General features: G+C 77.8%; 10 protein-coding genes. 6 read left to right on the top strand and 4 right to left on the bottom strand.

Going from position 1 to position 13,316, the window contains the following annotated elements:
* Nucleotides 1-176 precede the first annotated feature (176 nt).
* Nucleotides 177-1,181 (bottom strand): NAD(P)H-dependent glycerol-3-phosphate dehydrogenase, encoded by a 1,005-nt coding sequence (locus IEX99_RS19195; RefSeq protein ID WP_188903299.1) that lies wholly within the window; start codon nt 1,179-1,181, stop codon nt 177-179.
* Nucleotides 1,182-1,186: 5 nt separating this feature from the next.
* A complete protein-coding gene (locus IEX99_RS19190; protein ID WP_188903416.1) occupies nt 1,187-2,017 on the bottom strand; it encodes a 23S rRNA (adenine(2030)-N(6))-methyltransferase RlmJ in 831 nt (276 codons plus the stop codon).
* 136 nt (nt 2,018-2,153) lie between these two features.
* Here IEX99_RS19190 and IEX99_RS19185 point away from each other — a divergent pair, with 136 nt between their 5' ends.
* Nucleotides 2,154-3,110, top strand: a complete 957-nt coding sequence (locus tag IEX99_RS19185) for an FkbM family methyltransferase (protein WP_188903297.1) — start codon at nt 2,154-2,156, stop codon at nt 3,108-3,110.
* A gap of 731 nt (nt 3,111-3,841) precedes the next feature.
* Here IEX99_RS19185 and tsaD read toward each other — a convergent pair.
* Complete coding sequence (gene tsaD, locus IEX99_RS19180; protein ID WP_188903295.1) at nt 3,842-4,951, bottom strand: tRNA (adenosine(37)-N6)-threonylcarbamoyltransferase complex transferase subunit TsaD; 1,110 nt, start codon at nt 4,949-4,951, stop codon at nt 3,842-3,844.
* A 44-nt stretch (nt 4,952-4,995) separates the two neighbouring features.
* Between tsaD and hemC the strand changes: the two genes are divergently transcribed.
* Genes hemC through IEX99_RS19160 form a run of 4 tightly spaced genes read left to right on the top strand, consistent with a single transcriptional unit; the run spans nt 4,996 to nt 9,676 of the window.
* Nucleotides 4,996-6,057: a hydroxymethylbilane synthase gene (gene hemC / locus IEX99_RS19175; RefSeq protein WP_188903293.1), complete on the top strand. Its 1,062-nt coding sequence runs from the start codon at nt 4,996-4,998 to the stop codon at nt 6,055-6,057.
* Nucleotides 6,054-6,902, top strand: a complete 849-nt coding sequence (locus tag IEX99_RS19170) for a uroporphyrinogen-III synthase (protein ID WP_188903291.1) — start codon at nt 6,054-6,056, stop codon at nt 6,900-6,902. The genes hemC and IEX99_RS19170 overlap by 4 nt, the downstream gene beginning before the upstream one ends.
* Nucleotides 6,899-8,353 (top strand): coiled-coil domain-containing protein, encoded by a 1,455-nt coding sequence (locus tag IEX99_RS19165; protein WP_188903289.1) that lies wholly within the window; start codon nt 6,899-6,901, stop codon nt 8,351-8,353. The genes IEX99_RS19170 and IEX99_RS19165 overlap by 4 nt, the downstream gene beginning before the upstream one ends.
* Nucleotides 8,354-8,359: 6 nt before the next feature.
* Nucleotides 8,360-9,676: a heme biosynthesis HemY N-terminal domain-containing protein gene (locus tag IEX99_RS19160; RefSeq protein ID WP_188903287.1), complete on the top strand. Its 1,317-nt coding sequence runs from the start codon at nt 8,360-8,362 to the stop codon at nt 9,674-9,676.
* A gap of 37 nt (nt 9,677-9,713) precedes the next feature.
* On the opposite strand, the gene IEX99_RS19155 is transcribed toward IEX99_RS19160, so the two are convergent.
* Complete coding sequence (locus IEX99_RS19155; RefSeq protein WP_229678149.1) at nt 9,714-11,387, bottom strand: thiamine pyrophosphate-binding protein; 1,674 nt, start codon at nt 11,385-11,387, stop codon at nt 9,714-9,716.
* Nucleotides 11,388-12,505: 1,118 nt separating this feature from the next.
* Here IEX99_RS19155 and badH point away from each other — a divergent pair.
* Nucleotides 12,506-13,273, top strand: coding sequence for a 2-hydroxycyclohexanecarboxyl-CoA dehydrogenase (badH, locus tag IEX99_RS19150; RefSeq protein WP_188903282.1), 768 nt, complete (start codon nt 12,506-12,508; stop codon nt 13,271-13,273).
* The last annotated feature ends 43 nt before the right edge of the window (nt 13,274-13,316 follow it).

Genomic DNA, 13,316 nt, shown 5'->3' with positions numbered 1-13,316 from the left:
GAACAGCACGGCGGAAGGGCACGGGGTTCGCGCCCGCACGCCCGCTTTCCCCGCCCTGATCGGGCCGAGGCGACAGCCGGCGGAGCCTTGTACCAGCCTTCGAACCGGGCGATCCACGCTTTCGGGCCTGGGGCCGCGTCGCCCGCGACCTTTCGCTCCCGGCCGCGGTCCCCGCGCTACTCGTCGCGCCGCGGCCGCGCGAGCAGCCGGCCCATCGCGTCGCCGACCGTCACCTCGCCGGCGAGCAGGCCCGCCACCGCGGCGCAGATCGGCAGCTCCACCCCGGCCCGCTCGGCCCGCGCGACGATGGCCGGCGCGGTCTCCACGCCCTCCGCCACGCCGACGCGCGTCGCGATCGCCTTCTCCAGCGGGACGCCGCGCGCGAGCTCCGCGCCGAGCGAGGTGTTGCGGCTGCCGGGGCCGGTCGTGGTCAGCAGCAGGTCGCCGAGGCCCGACAGGCCCGCCGCCGTCTCCTGACGCCCGCCGAGCGCCACCGTCAGCCGCGACAGCTCCGCGAGGCCGCGCGTGACCAGCGCCGCGCGCGCGTTCTCGCCGAGCCCGGCGCCGATCACCGCGCCGGCGGCGATGGCGATGACGTTCTTCGCCGCGCCGCCGACCTGCACGCCGATCGGGTCGTCGCCGCCGTAGAGGCGGAAGCCGGGCGTCGCCAGCAGGTCGGCGCAGAGGTTGCGCAGCGCCGCGTCGTGGCTCGCCACCACCGCCGCCGCCGGCAGGCCGCGCGCGATCTCGTGCGCGAAGTTGGGGCCGGAGAGCACCGCCGCCGGCGTGCCGGGCCGCGCCTCGGCGACGATCTCGAGCGGCAGCAGGAGCGTGTCCTTCTCCACCCCCTTGGCGCAGACGATCAGCGGCGCGCCGGTGTCGGGCAGCGAGGCGAGCACGGTGCGCATGAATTGCGTCGGCACCGCGACCAGCACGAAGGCGGCGCGGTCGAGCGCCTCGGCGGCGTCGGCGGTCACCCGCACCAGCGGGCCGAGGCGGGCGCCGGGCAGGTAGCGGGCGTTCTCCCGCGCCGCCTCGATCTCCGCCGCGCGCGCCGGGTCGCGCGCCCAGACCGACACCGGGTTGCCGCCGCGCGCCGCCTGCACGGCGAGCGCGGTGCCCCAGGCGCCGGCGCCGAGCACGCACAGCTTCGGGCGCTGCGGATGGTTGCGCTGCGGCATACGGCCTACTCCTCCACGATCCGCGTCACCGCCCAGCCCTCGCCCGAGTCGCGCGCGCCCAACGCCGCGAGCATCGCCGCCAGCATCGGACCGCATTCCTCCGCGAAGCGGAAGGGGGCGTTCGCGACCACCAGCCCGCAGCCGTTCAGCCGGGCCGGATCGGTCGGCGCCCGCAGCCAGAGCTCCGCCGCGATCAGGTCGCGCGCCCCGCCGGCCGCGAGGGCGGCATGGAAGGCGCGCACGGGCGCGCGGTGCTTGATCGGGTACCAGGCGGCGAGGATGCCGGCGCGGAAGCGGCGCCGCAGCAGGGCGACGGACGCGGCCAGGCGGTCGAACTCGCCCTCCTGCTCGAAGGGCGGGTCCATCAGCACCAGGCCGCGGCCTTCGGGCGGCGGGGTGAGGGCGCGCAGCGCCTCCCACCCGTCGCGCCGGTGCACCGCGACCTGGCGGTCGCCGCGGAAGCGGGCGGCGAGGGCGGCGTGGTCCTCCGGATGCGGCTCGACGCAGACGAGGCGGTCCTGCGGGCGCAGCAGCGCGCGGACCAGCGCCGGCGAGCCGGGATAGCGCGCCGGCGCGCCGAGCGCCCGCACGAGCGCGACGTAGTCGGCGAGCGGCCCGGCATCGGCGAGGCCGAGCAGCCGGCCGACGCCGCCGCGCCACTCGCCGGTGCGCTCCGCCTCCGGCGCGGAGAGGTCGTAGGCGCCGCGCCCGGCATGGGTGTCGAGCACCGCGAAGGGCGTCTCCTTGCGGCGCAGCGCGTGCAGCAGCCGCACCAGAAGCGCGTGCTTCATGCAGTCGGCAAAGTTGCCGGCGTGGAAGGCGTGGCGGTAGTTCACGGGGCGGGCCGGGTAGCCGCCGTCGCCGGGCGCCGCAACCCGTGCGGGGCGCATCGCCGCCCGTCGCCCGGCGGCCTTGCCGCGCGGCGGTCCCGCGCCTAGCGTCCGCGGCGACGGCGACCGAACAGGGGCGGGCGTGCTCGCAAGGCTCCGACGATGGCTTTCCGCGCCGGGCGGACGGACGCTGGCCAGGCGGCAGGCCGCCGCGCTCGAGCGGCTGGAACGGCGGATCGAGGGCGTCGCCGCCCGCCTCGAACAGGTCGCGGAACGGATCGAGGCGGTGCGCATGGCGCAGAGCGCGACGCTCGACGACAGCACCGCCCTCACGCTCTGCGCCTCGGGGCACATGATCCTGGTGGATACGCGCTGCCGCGACATCGCGCCCCACCTCATGATGAGCGGCGTGTGGGAGCCCGAGTACCTCGCCGCGTTCCGCCGCCTGATCCGCCCCGGCGACACCGTGTTCGACATCGGCGCCAACCACGGCGTGTACACGCTGGCCGCCGCCGCCGCGGTCGGCCCGGCGGGGCGGGTCCACGCCTTCGAGCCCAATCCCCGCTATGCGCGCCTGGTCGAGCAGTCGGTGCGGCTCAACGGCTTCGCCTCGGTCGTGCGGGTCCACCGCGTGGCGGTGAGCGACCGCGCGGGCGAGGCCCGGCTGCGGTTCGGCTTCGCCCACGCCGGCGGCGCGCGGCTCGCCCCCGACGACGCGGAGGAGCCGGCCCCGCAGGGCGCGCCGCGGGCGGCGACGGTGCGCAAGGTCGCGCTCGACGCGATGTTCCGAAGGCCGGAGACGGTCCCGCATGCCGTGAAGCTCGACATCGAGGGGCACGAGGGCTTCGCGCTCCTCGGCATGCGCGGCCTGCTGGAGCGATCGCCCGGGGTGCGGCTGATGCTGGAATTCGCCCCCCGCCTGATGCGCGACGCCGGCATGGGCGCGGAGGCGACGATCGCGCTGCTCGAGGGCCTCGGCTTCCGGTTCTGGACCGTCGGCGCGGACTCGCGGCTGGTGCCGACGGAGGCGTCCCAGCTCAGGGCGATGGAGGGGGGCCTGATGAACATCGTCGCGGCGCGCCAGGCGCCGGAGGCCTGACCGCCGCAACGGCCCCCGGGGCGGACCGGGCGCCGCCCCTGGCGGGGGCGGCGCGGTGCACCACCTCTCCGCGGCGTCCGCATCGGCGCGCGAGGACGACATGCTCGGGACCGGTCCCCGGCGAGACGGCACGAGGCCGCGCGGGCGCGTTGCGGCCCCGTCCGGCCCGCTGCTCGCCCTGGCCCTGGCGGTATTCGCCGCGACCGCGGCGCGGGCGCAGCCCTCTTCCGCCACCATGCCGCCCGACATGCTGCAGCGCCTCGCCGCGGAGGCGCGCGACCTCGCCCTGCTCTGCCACGAGGTGCCGCCCGGCCGCGGCGGCGAGGCACGCCGATGGCGGGAGCCGGAGGTGGGAGGTGCCGGTGCTCGACGCCCTGGCGCTGGCCTTCGGGGCGGAGGCCCGGCGCGCTCTCGCCGTCCTCGCCGCGCTCGACCCGGAGGCGGCGGCGCGCCGGCGGCGCGACGCCGCGGCGCGGCCGCCCGGCCCGGTCGGCCGCATGCTCGCCGACCCGCAGAACGCGCTGCGGTTCCGCGAGAACCCGGCCTACGGCGCGGCGCTCTACGCCGCGCAGCGCGCCGAGCTGGAGGACTGGGCGGCGGGCCTCGGCGCGCTCGCCGCCCCGCGCGGCGTCGTGGTTCCGCTCCCGGTCGGGCCGGCGGAACCGGCGGCGGCCAGCGCCGCGCCGCCGCCGGCGCTCCGCCATTACTTCGGCGTGCCCGCGTATCCGCTGCTACCGGCGCCGCAGGCCAGGCGGCCGCGCCGCGTCGCGCCCCGCTTCCGCCCCGCCCCGCCCCCGCATCTCGTCGAGCGGCCAGCGCGGCCGGGGGGCGTGATCGAGCGGGTCCGCAAGCCCGAGGCGCAGCCGTTCGATCCCCGCCCAGGCCACCATCACGGCGTTGTCCGTGCACAGCCGCAGCGGCGGGGCCACCAGCCGGACCTTCCTCCCCCCATGGGCGGCCTCGGCCTGCGCCGCTAGCGCCGCGCGCACCGCCGCGTTCGCCGCCACGCCGCCGGCGACGACCAGGGCCCGCGCCTCGGGCAGCATCGCCAGTGCGTGCGCCGCGCGGTCGGCCAGCACCTCGGCCACCGCGGCCTGGAAGGAGGCGGCGAGGTCGGCCTTCCCCCGCGCGTCCGCCGCGGCACCCCTGGCGACCAGCTGCGCCACCGCGGTCTTGAGCCCGCTGAAGGAGAAGTCGCAGCCGGGCCGGCCGAGCAGCGGCCGCGGCAGGGCGAAGCGCGCCGGATCGCCCCGCGCCGCCAGCCGCTCCAGGTGCGGGCCGCCCGGCCAGGGCAGGCCGAGCAGCTTCGCCACCTTGTCGAAGGCCTCGCCCACCGCGTCGTCGAGCGTGGTGCCGAGCCGGCGGTAGCGCCCCACCTCCTCGACCGCGACGCACTGGCAGTGGCCGCCGGAGACCAGCAGCAGCAGGTAGGGGAACTCCGGCGCCCCGCCCTCGATCAGGCCGGGCAGCCGCACGGTCAGCGCGTGCGCCTCCAGGTGGTTCACGGCGACGAACGGCACCCCCCGGGCGATCGCGATCCCCTTGCCGAAGCTCGCGCCCACGATCAGACCGCCGATCAGGCCGGGGCCGGAGGTCGCGGCCACGGCCGCGAGGTCGCCGGGCGCGAGGCCGGCGCGATCCATCACGGCGCGGGCGAGGCGCGGCAGGTGGCGGAGGTGCGCGCGCGCGGCGAGCTCGGGCACCACGCCGCCGAAACGGGCGTGCTCCTGCTCCTGGCTGAGCACCGCCTCGGCCAGCACCGTGCCGTCGCCGGCCAGCACCGCGGCGGCGGTCTCGTCGCAGCTCGATTCGAGGCCCAGCACCGCGCCCTGCGCAGCCATCGCCACCTTCCGTCCGTCCCGGGCCGGCTCTAATAGGCCCCGGCATGTCGGCCGGCCATCCACCCCCCGTGCGCGGGCGGCAGCCCGAGCCCCCGCAGGATGTCCCGGCGCAGCCGCGCCGTCCTGGCGGGCGGGTGCGCCCGCACGGCCGCAGCCTGCCGCTCCGCGTCGGCACGCGGGGCTCGCCGCTGGCGCTGTGGCAGACGCGCTACTTCCTCCGGCTGGTCAGCGGCTTCTGCCCGGTGCTGCGCGCGGCGCAGGCCTTCGAGGAGCACGCCATCACCACCTCCGGCGACCGCGTCCAGGACCGCAGGCTGGCCGATCTCGGCGGCAAGGGCCTGTTCGCCAAGGAGATCCACGAGGCGCTGCTCGACCGCCGGATCGACTTCGCCGTGCACAGCCTGAAGGACCTCGAGACCGAGCTGCCGCCCGGCATCGTGCTCGCCTGCACGCTCAAGCGGGAGGACGCGCGGGACGCGCTGATCCTCGGCCCCGCCTGCGCCGGCGCCACGCCCGACCCCGCCGATCCCTGGGGGGCGATCCCGGCGGGCGCGATCGTCGGCACCGCCTCGGTCCGCCGCCAGGCGCAGATCCTGCACGCGCGGCCGGACCTCCGCGTGGAGGTGATCCGCGGCAACGTGCAGACCCGGCTCGCCAAGGTGCGCGCCGGGGACCGCTACGCGGCGTCGCTGCTCGCGCTGGCCGGGCTGCGGCGGCTCGGGCTGGAGGCCGAGGCGGCGCTGGTGCTCGACGCGGAGGCGATGGTGCCGGCCGCCGGCCAGGGCATCGTCGGCGTCACCGTGCGCGCCGACGATACCGAACTGCGCGAGCTGCTTGCCGCCATCGAGGACCCGGAGGCGCGCGCGGTCTCCACCGCCGAGCGCGCGCTGCTCGCCGCGCTGGACGGCTCCTGCCGCACGCCGATCGGCGGGCACGCGCGGCTGCTGCCGGACGGGCGGCTGCACCTGACCGGCCTGGTGGCGCGACCGGACGGCAGCTTCCTGCTCAAGCGGAGCCTGACCGGGGCGGTCGCCGACGCGGCGCGGCTCGGCCGGACGCTCGGCGAGGGCCTGAGGGCGGACTCGCCGGCGGACATCTTCGCATGACGGCGCTGCCGCCGCCCGCGCCCGACGCGGTGCTGGTCACGCGGCCGGAGCCGGGCGCCGAGGAGACGGCGGCGCGGGTGGCCGCGCTGGGCTGGCGGCCGGTGCTGGCGCCGGCGCTCGTGCTCGCGCCGCGGCCGCGCGGGGTGGCCCGCGCGCTCAGCGGACGCCCGGCCCAGGCGCTGATCCTCACGAGCCGGGCCGCGGCCCGCGCGCTGACGCCGTTTCCCGCCGCGCCGCCGGTGTTCGCGGTCGGCGCGGCGACCGCGGCCGAGGCGCATGCCCGGGGGTTCACGGTGGCCGCGGCGGCGGAGGGCACTGCCGTCTCGCTCGCCGCGCTGGTCGCCCGCCGGCTCGACCCCGCGGCGGGGCCGCTGCTGCTCGCCGTCGGCGAGGGCTATGGCGAGGAGCTGGCCGGCGCGCTGCGGGGGCAGGGCTTTCGCGTCCTGCGCCGAGTGGTGTATGCCGCGGCGCCGGCACGGACCCTGCCGGAGCCGGCGCGCGCCGCGCTCGGCGCGGGCGAGGTGGCCGTCGCCCTGTTCTTTTCGCCCCGCTCCGTCGGCGCCGCCATGGTGCTGCTGCGCCGGGCGGGGCTGTCGACCGCCGTGGCGCGCATGGAGGCGCTGGCGATCAGCACCCGGGTGGCGGAGGCGCTGGACGCGACCGCCCCGCCGGGAGGCTGGCGCCGGGTCCGCGTCGCCGCGCGGCCGGACCAGGACTCGCTGCTGGCGCTGCTCGGCCCCCGTCCCGGCCGGGCGGCGACGGCGGAGCAGGCGTGCGACTCGGAGGACGCGGAGTGGGTGGACGAGGCGCCGCGGCGCGGCGCGGGAAGCGCAGGAGTGGCATGAGCGACCAGACCCCGAAGGACTCCAACGCCGCGCCGGGCGCCGCGCCGCAGGAGCGGCCGCCGGCGGAGGCGACCGGCGGCGCGGCCACGCCGGACACCGCCAGCGGCGGGCCGCAGGGAGCGAAGGCCGCGGAGGGAGCGCCGGCGGTGCCGCCCCCGCCGCCCCCGGGCTTCCTCGCGGCCGGGCGCTTCGGCGGCATCGAGCCGACCGCGCTGGCGGTGCTGGCGGTGGCCGGCGTGGTGCTGGTCCTCGCCGTGATCTGGCTGTGGCGCTCCCCGGTCCCGTCCTCCGATGCCGAGAACCGCGTCGCCGCGGCCGCGGCCGCGGCCGAGGACGTGAACCGGCGCGTCGCCGCGCTGGAGACCGCGGTCGGCGCGCGTCTCGAACGGATGGAGACGGCGCTCGGCGAGCGCCTCGCCGGGCTTGGCGCCGCCGCGGAGCGCGCGCAGGGCGGCCTCGCGGCGCTGGAACGGCGCCTCGATGCCCTGGAGCGGCAGGCGCAGGACCTGCAGCAGCGGCCGCCCGCCGAGGCGCCGCCGCCCGACCTCGCGCCGCTGGAGCAGCGCCTTGCCCGGCTCGAGGCCGCGGTCCGTGGCCTCGAGGCGCGGCCCGCCGCCGACCCGGCGGCGCTCGCCGGGCTGCGCCAGGCGGTCGAGCAGCTTTCCGGCCGCGCCGAGCGGGCCCTCGAGCGGCAGGAATCCCTGACCGCCCGGCTCCAGGCGGTGGAGGCGGAGGCAGCGCGGCGCAACGAGCAGCTCGCCCGCACCCTCGGCGAGCGCCTCGCCGCGCTGGAGCGCACCGCGATCGAGCGCACCATGGCGGCCGAGCGAACCGCCGCCGAGGCGCGGCAGGCCGCGGAGCAGCGCGCGGCCGCGCTGGAGCGGTCGCTCGCCGAGCGCCTCGCCGCGCAAGCCGAGGCGCAGGCGCGGCGGCTCGCCGCGATCGAGGGCCGCGCCGCGCGGCTCGCGGCGCTGGACGCGCTGCGGGCGCGGCTCGATGCCGGCCAGCCGCTCGGCCCGGCGCTGCGCGCGCTCGGCCCCGAGCCGCCGCCGGAGCCCCTCGCCCGCTTCGCCGATGCCGCGCCTCCCACCGAGGCGGCGCTGCGCCTGAGCTTCGAGCAGCACGCCCGCGCCGCGCGCGAGGCGAGCGAAGCGCGACCGCCCGAGGGCGAGGCCGGCGTGCTCGACTCCGCCCTTGCGCGGCTCTCCGGCCTAGTGACGGTGCGCCGCGGCGAGACGGTGGTGTGGGGCGACGCCGCCGCGGCCGAGCTCGAGCGTTCGCGCCGGGCGCTCGAGGCCGGCGACCTGGAGGCGGCCCTGGCGCCGCTCGGCCGGCTGCCGCCGGCGGCGCAGGAGGCGATGCGGCCCTGGGCGGAGCAGGCGCGGGCGCTGATCGAGGCGCGCGCCGCGCTGCGCCGGCTCGCCAACGCCGCGACGGCCTCGGCGGGCTGAGCCGCGATGCGCCGCGCCCTCGCCCTCCTCGTCCTGCTCGCCGCCGGCGTCGCGCTGGCGCTCTGGCTCGCCGATCTCGGCGGCATGGTGGAGATCCGGGTGGGCGACACCTGGATCGGGGTGAGCTTCCCCATCGCCCTGCTGCTGCTCGTGCTCGCCTTCCTGCTGCTGCACGGGCTGCTGCGGACGATCGCCTGGCTGCGCGGCTGGCCGGCGCGCCGGCGCGCCCGCCGCGCGGCACGCCAGCGCATCGAGGGCGACGCGGCGGTGACGCGCGCCCTGGTCGCGCTCGCCGCCGGCACGCCCGGGCAGGCGCGCATCGAGGTGCGCCGCGCCCGCCAGCTCCTCGGCGACACGCCGCAGACGCTGATGCTCGGCGCCGAGGCCGAGCGCCTCGCCGGGCGCGAGGAGGCGGCGGCGGAGCTGTTCCGGGCGCTGGCCGCGCGCCAGGACAGCGCGCGCTTCCTCGGCCTGCGCGGCCTGCTGCGCCAGGCGATGGCGCGGCAGGACTGGGCGGCGGCGCAGCGCCTCGCGCGCGAGGCCGAGGCGGTGCAGCCGGGTGCGGCCTGGGTTCGCGAGGAGCGGGCGCGGCTCGCCCTGCTGACGCGCGACTGGCGCGAGGCGCTGGCGCTGGGTGCGCCGGAGGCGCCGCGCGCCGTGCTGGCGCTCGCCGCGGCGGCACAGGAGCCGGATCCGGCCAAGGCCGCGGAGCTGGAGCGCACGGCGGTCGCAGCCGACCCGGGCTTCGCCCCGGCGGCGCTCTCCTACGCCCGCCGGCTGCGCGCGGCGGGGAGCGCCCGGCGGGCGCGCGGCACGCTGGAGCAGGCCTGGATGCTGGCGCCGCATCCCGAGATCGGCCGCGCCTATCTGGAGGAGGGCGAGGACGCGCTCGCCAGGGTGAAGCTCGCGGAGGAGCTGGTCCGGCGCAATCCGGACCATCCCGAGAGCCGGCTGCTGATGGCCCGCGCCGCGCTCGACGCCGGCCTGACGGGGCGCGCGCGGAGCGAGCTCGAGGCGCTGGTCGCCACCCCGGGCGCGGCCGATCGGCGCGCCTTCCTCCTGCTCGCCGAGCTGGAGGAGGCCGAGCACGGCGACAGCCCCGAGGGCCGCGCCGCCCAGGCGCGCTGGCTGCGCGACGCGGCGAACGCGCGGCCGGAGCCGCGCTGGCGCTGCACCAGCTGCGGTGCCGAGCACCGGGCGTGGGAGCCGGCCTGCGACGCCTGCCAGTCGGTGGGGCACATCGTCTGGGCGGCCCCGGGAACGGCGGTGACGGGCGCCGCCAGCGGCGCCGGGCCGGAGCAGGCGCGGGCAGCGGCGGAATAGGCGGAAACCGGCCGCGGCCTGCCCGCCTCCTGCCGGATCAGGCCGCGCCGCGCCGCACCACCGGCGCCGGCGCGCCTTCGATTAGCACGTTGACGCAGGCGGGCCTACCGCTGGCGAAGGCACGCTCCAGCGCCGCGGGCAGCTGCTCGATGCCGGTGACGAACTCGCCGTGCGCGCCGAGCGCGGCGGCGGCCAGGTCGTAGCGCGTCGCCGGCGCCAGGGCGCAGCCCTCGGCCCGGTTCGCGCCGTACTGGCGGAGCTGGATCTGGTACTCCGCGTTCCAGCGCGAGTCGTTGCCCACCACCGCGACGAAGGGCAGGCCCAGGCGGCAGGCGGTGTCGAATTCCGCCATGTGGAAGCCGCAGGTGCCGTCGCCGAGCACCGCGAGGACCGGGCTCTCCGGCCGCGCGCGCTTCGCGCCGATGGCGAAGGGGATCGAGGGCCCGATCGCGCCGGCGACGCCGTTGATCAGCCGGTGCGGCGCGCGCAGCAGCGCCTGCGCCCACTGCCCGATCTCGCCTCCGTCGCTGACCAGGACCGCATCCGGATGCCGGTCGAGGAAGGGCTGCAGGGCGCGGCACAGGCCGATCGGGTGGACCGGCGCGCCGGGGGCGGAAACGACGGCGTCCCAGGCGGCGGGGCGGTGCGCGAGGGCCGTGCGCAGATCCGCCGCCCATCCGGCATGCGCCGCGGCGGTGCCGGTCGCCCCCGCCGCGGCGGCCAGCGCGCGCACCGCCGCCGAGGCGTCGGCGAGGGCCGCGAAGGCCAGCCGCTCGCCCAACGCCCTGGCGGCACGCGCGAGCAGCGCCGGATCGGGATCGAGCACGATCCAGCGGCAGCCGGGCGCGACCGCGGGGGCGCGGCCGAAGCGGAGCGTGAAGTCGAGCGGCTTGCCGAGCAGGACGACGAGATCGGCCTCGGCCAGCGCCTCGGCGAAGGCGCCGAGCGAGGGGTCGTTGACGCCGCGCGGGCTCTCCATGCCGGGGACGGGCAGGCCGAGCGCGGTCTCCAGCGTACCGAGCAGGCGCCGCCCGGCGCTGGTGCAGAGCGCCGGGCCGGCGACGAGCAGCGGCCGCGCCGCCGCCGCGATCTCGGCGAGGACCGCGGCGGCGGCGCGAGGGGCGAGGGGCATCTCCTCGGCGGCGAAGGCCTCGGCGGCGGGCCAGACGATGGCGCCGGCGTCCACCGGCGCCTCCAGCACGTCGGCCGGCAGACTGAGGTGGACGGGGCCCGGCCGGCCGGAGCGGGCGATGCGCGAGGCGCGCGCGACCTCCCCCGGCAGCGCCGCGGCGGAGCGCACCATCCACGAGGCCTTGGTCACCGGGGCGGCATAGTCGGCCTGCCGCATCTCCTGGAACCCGCCGAGGCCGAGCTCCGACAGCGCCGCATGGCCGGAGAGGAGGAGCACCGGCGTCTCCCCGCCCATCGCGGTGCAGAGCGCGGCGGCGGCATTGGCGTGGCCCTGCCCGGCGGTGACCAGGGCGACGCCGACCTCGCCCGTCAGGCGGGCCCAGGCGTCGGCCGCGTGCACCGCCGCGGCCTCGTGGCGCATGTGGGCCAGCGCCAGGTCGTCGCGGCCGATCGCCGCGTCGAAGACCGACATGATGTGGTTGCCGGAAAGGGTGAAGACAGGACGGCGCGCCCCGTCACGCCCCAGCGCATCGAGCAGCGCGTCCGCCCCCCTGCGCGGCTTCGCGGTCCGTTGGCTCAAGACGGGCGGCGGCATCTACGATCCCTCGCTCCACCCCGGGCGCGCCCCGGTCAAGACACGAGATCCAACCCGGCCTGACGGCGGACAAGCAGCACCGGTGCGGCAGGGCCACAAACGGGGCCGCGGCAGGCTGCGGAGGCGGCCAACTTCGGCATCGCTCAACACCCCGCAACCTGTTGATCTGGCGAAGGGAGCGAACCCGGATCCGAACCTTCGCCACTCGTCGTCGCCGCGCCGGGCGGGCCGATCGTGCGGCGGTGGGAGCCCGGGCCGCGCTTCCCTCCGGGCTGGCCCCCGACGCAGCGGTCCCTCAGATGGCGCCCTGATCAACCGGACAGACGGACGAGACAACCGCCGCATTCCCACATGGCCCCGCCGACGCGGGCTTGCAGCCCTTCCTGAAGGGCACAGGCATGCCGCCGCACCGCCGATCCGGGACCGCGGGCTCCCGGATCAGTTGCCGGCCAAGATCCTGTCGCGACTTCAGTCTCCCTCGGGGCCGGACATCCGCGCAAGGCCGTCGTGCAGCCGTCGGACAGGCGGAACGGCACCACGCACTCCTCGGTCGAGAAGCCCGTCAGAGCATCCGCGCAGCACGCACGTATGCCTTCCCGCGTCTCCGCCCACACCCTCTCGCCCTCTGGCGCCAGCCGGACGTGGCGGAGGCCGCTATCACGCGAGCCGCGGACCCGCTCGACCAGACCCGCTGCCTCAAGGCGGTCCCGCACCGCGGTGAGGTTCCGCCGGCTGACCATCAATCAGGAAGGCGGTCAGCCCCTTGACGGTCATGCCCTGATCGCGAGCGGCCGCACGCGGAGGCGCCCCGGGCACCGCCCATTGCTGCGTCGTCGCGCCGAAGCGGCTGACGGCGCTTGTCCCCGTTTTGTGCATTCGGGTTGGAAGCCTGATGGGGGCGCAAAACAGGCGATTGGGACACCGAAGCGGCCTGCCGCGTCTTCCGGGGCGTGGGGAAGTGCCGGTGCGGAAGCGGCTCGTCCACAGGCGCTCCATCAATGTATTGACATACAGGCCCGGATTATGGCATGGATTTGCCATATCGGGCGGGCCAGCATCTCTCCCTCTCGTCCGTCCGGCGAACCGATCCGCACGGAGGACCCATGCGCGGGCTCAAGGACAAGGTCGTCATCGTCACCGGCGGCGGCGGCGGCATCGGCGGCGCGACCTGCCGGCGCTTCGCCGAGGAGGGGGCGAAGGTCGCCGTCTTCGACATCAACCGCGCGGCCGCCGAGGCGACCGCCGCCGCCATCGCCGCCGCCGCCGGCGCCGCGCGCGCCTTCGCCTGCGACATCACCGACCACGCGGGCGTCCTTGCCGCGGTCGCCGCGGCGGAAGCCGAGCTCGGCCCCGTCGGCGTGCTGGTGAACAACGCCGGCTGGGACGTGTTCCGCCTGTTCAAGGACAGCACGCCGGAGGAATGGCAGAAGCTGATCGCCATCAACCTGGTCGGCGCGCTGAACATGCACCACGCGGTGCTGCCGGGGATGATCGCGCGCAAGGCGGGGCGGATCGTCAACATCGCCTCCGATGCCGCGCGCGTCGGCTCCACGGGCGAGGCGGTCTATGCCGCCTGCAAGGCCGGGCTTGTCGGCTTCTCCAAGACGCTGGCGCGCGAGCATGCGCGGCACGGCATCACGGTGAACGTGGTCTGCCCGGGCCCGACCGCGACCACGCTGTTCGAGAGCTACAAGCAGGGCGCGGGCAGCCCCGAGAAGCTGGAGGAGGCGTTCCGCCGCGCCGTGCCGATGGGCCGCATCGGCACGCCCGAGGACCTGCCCGGCGCCATCCTGTTCTTCGCCTCCGACGACGCCGCCTACATCACCGGCCAGGTGCTGAGCGTCTCCGGCGGCCTGACCATGGTGGGTTGAGGGAGCAGCGACATGACCTACGAGGACATCCTGTTTGACGCCA

The sequence above is a fragment of the Caldovatus sediminis genome, assembly GCF_014644455.1.
GTDB lineage: Bacteria > Pseudomonadota > Alphaproteobacteria > Acetobacterales > Acetobacteraceae > Caldovatus > Caldovatus sediminis.
This window is presented reverse-complemented; position numbering and strand designations above follow the sequence as displayed.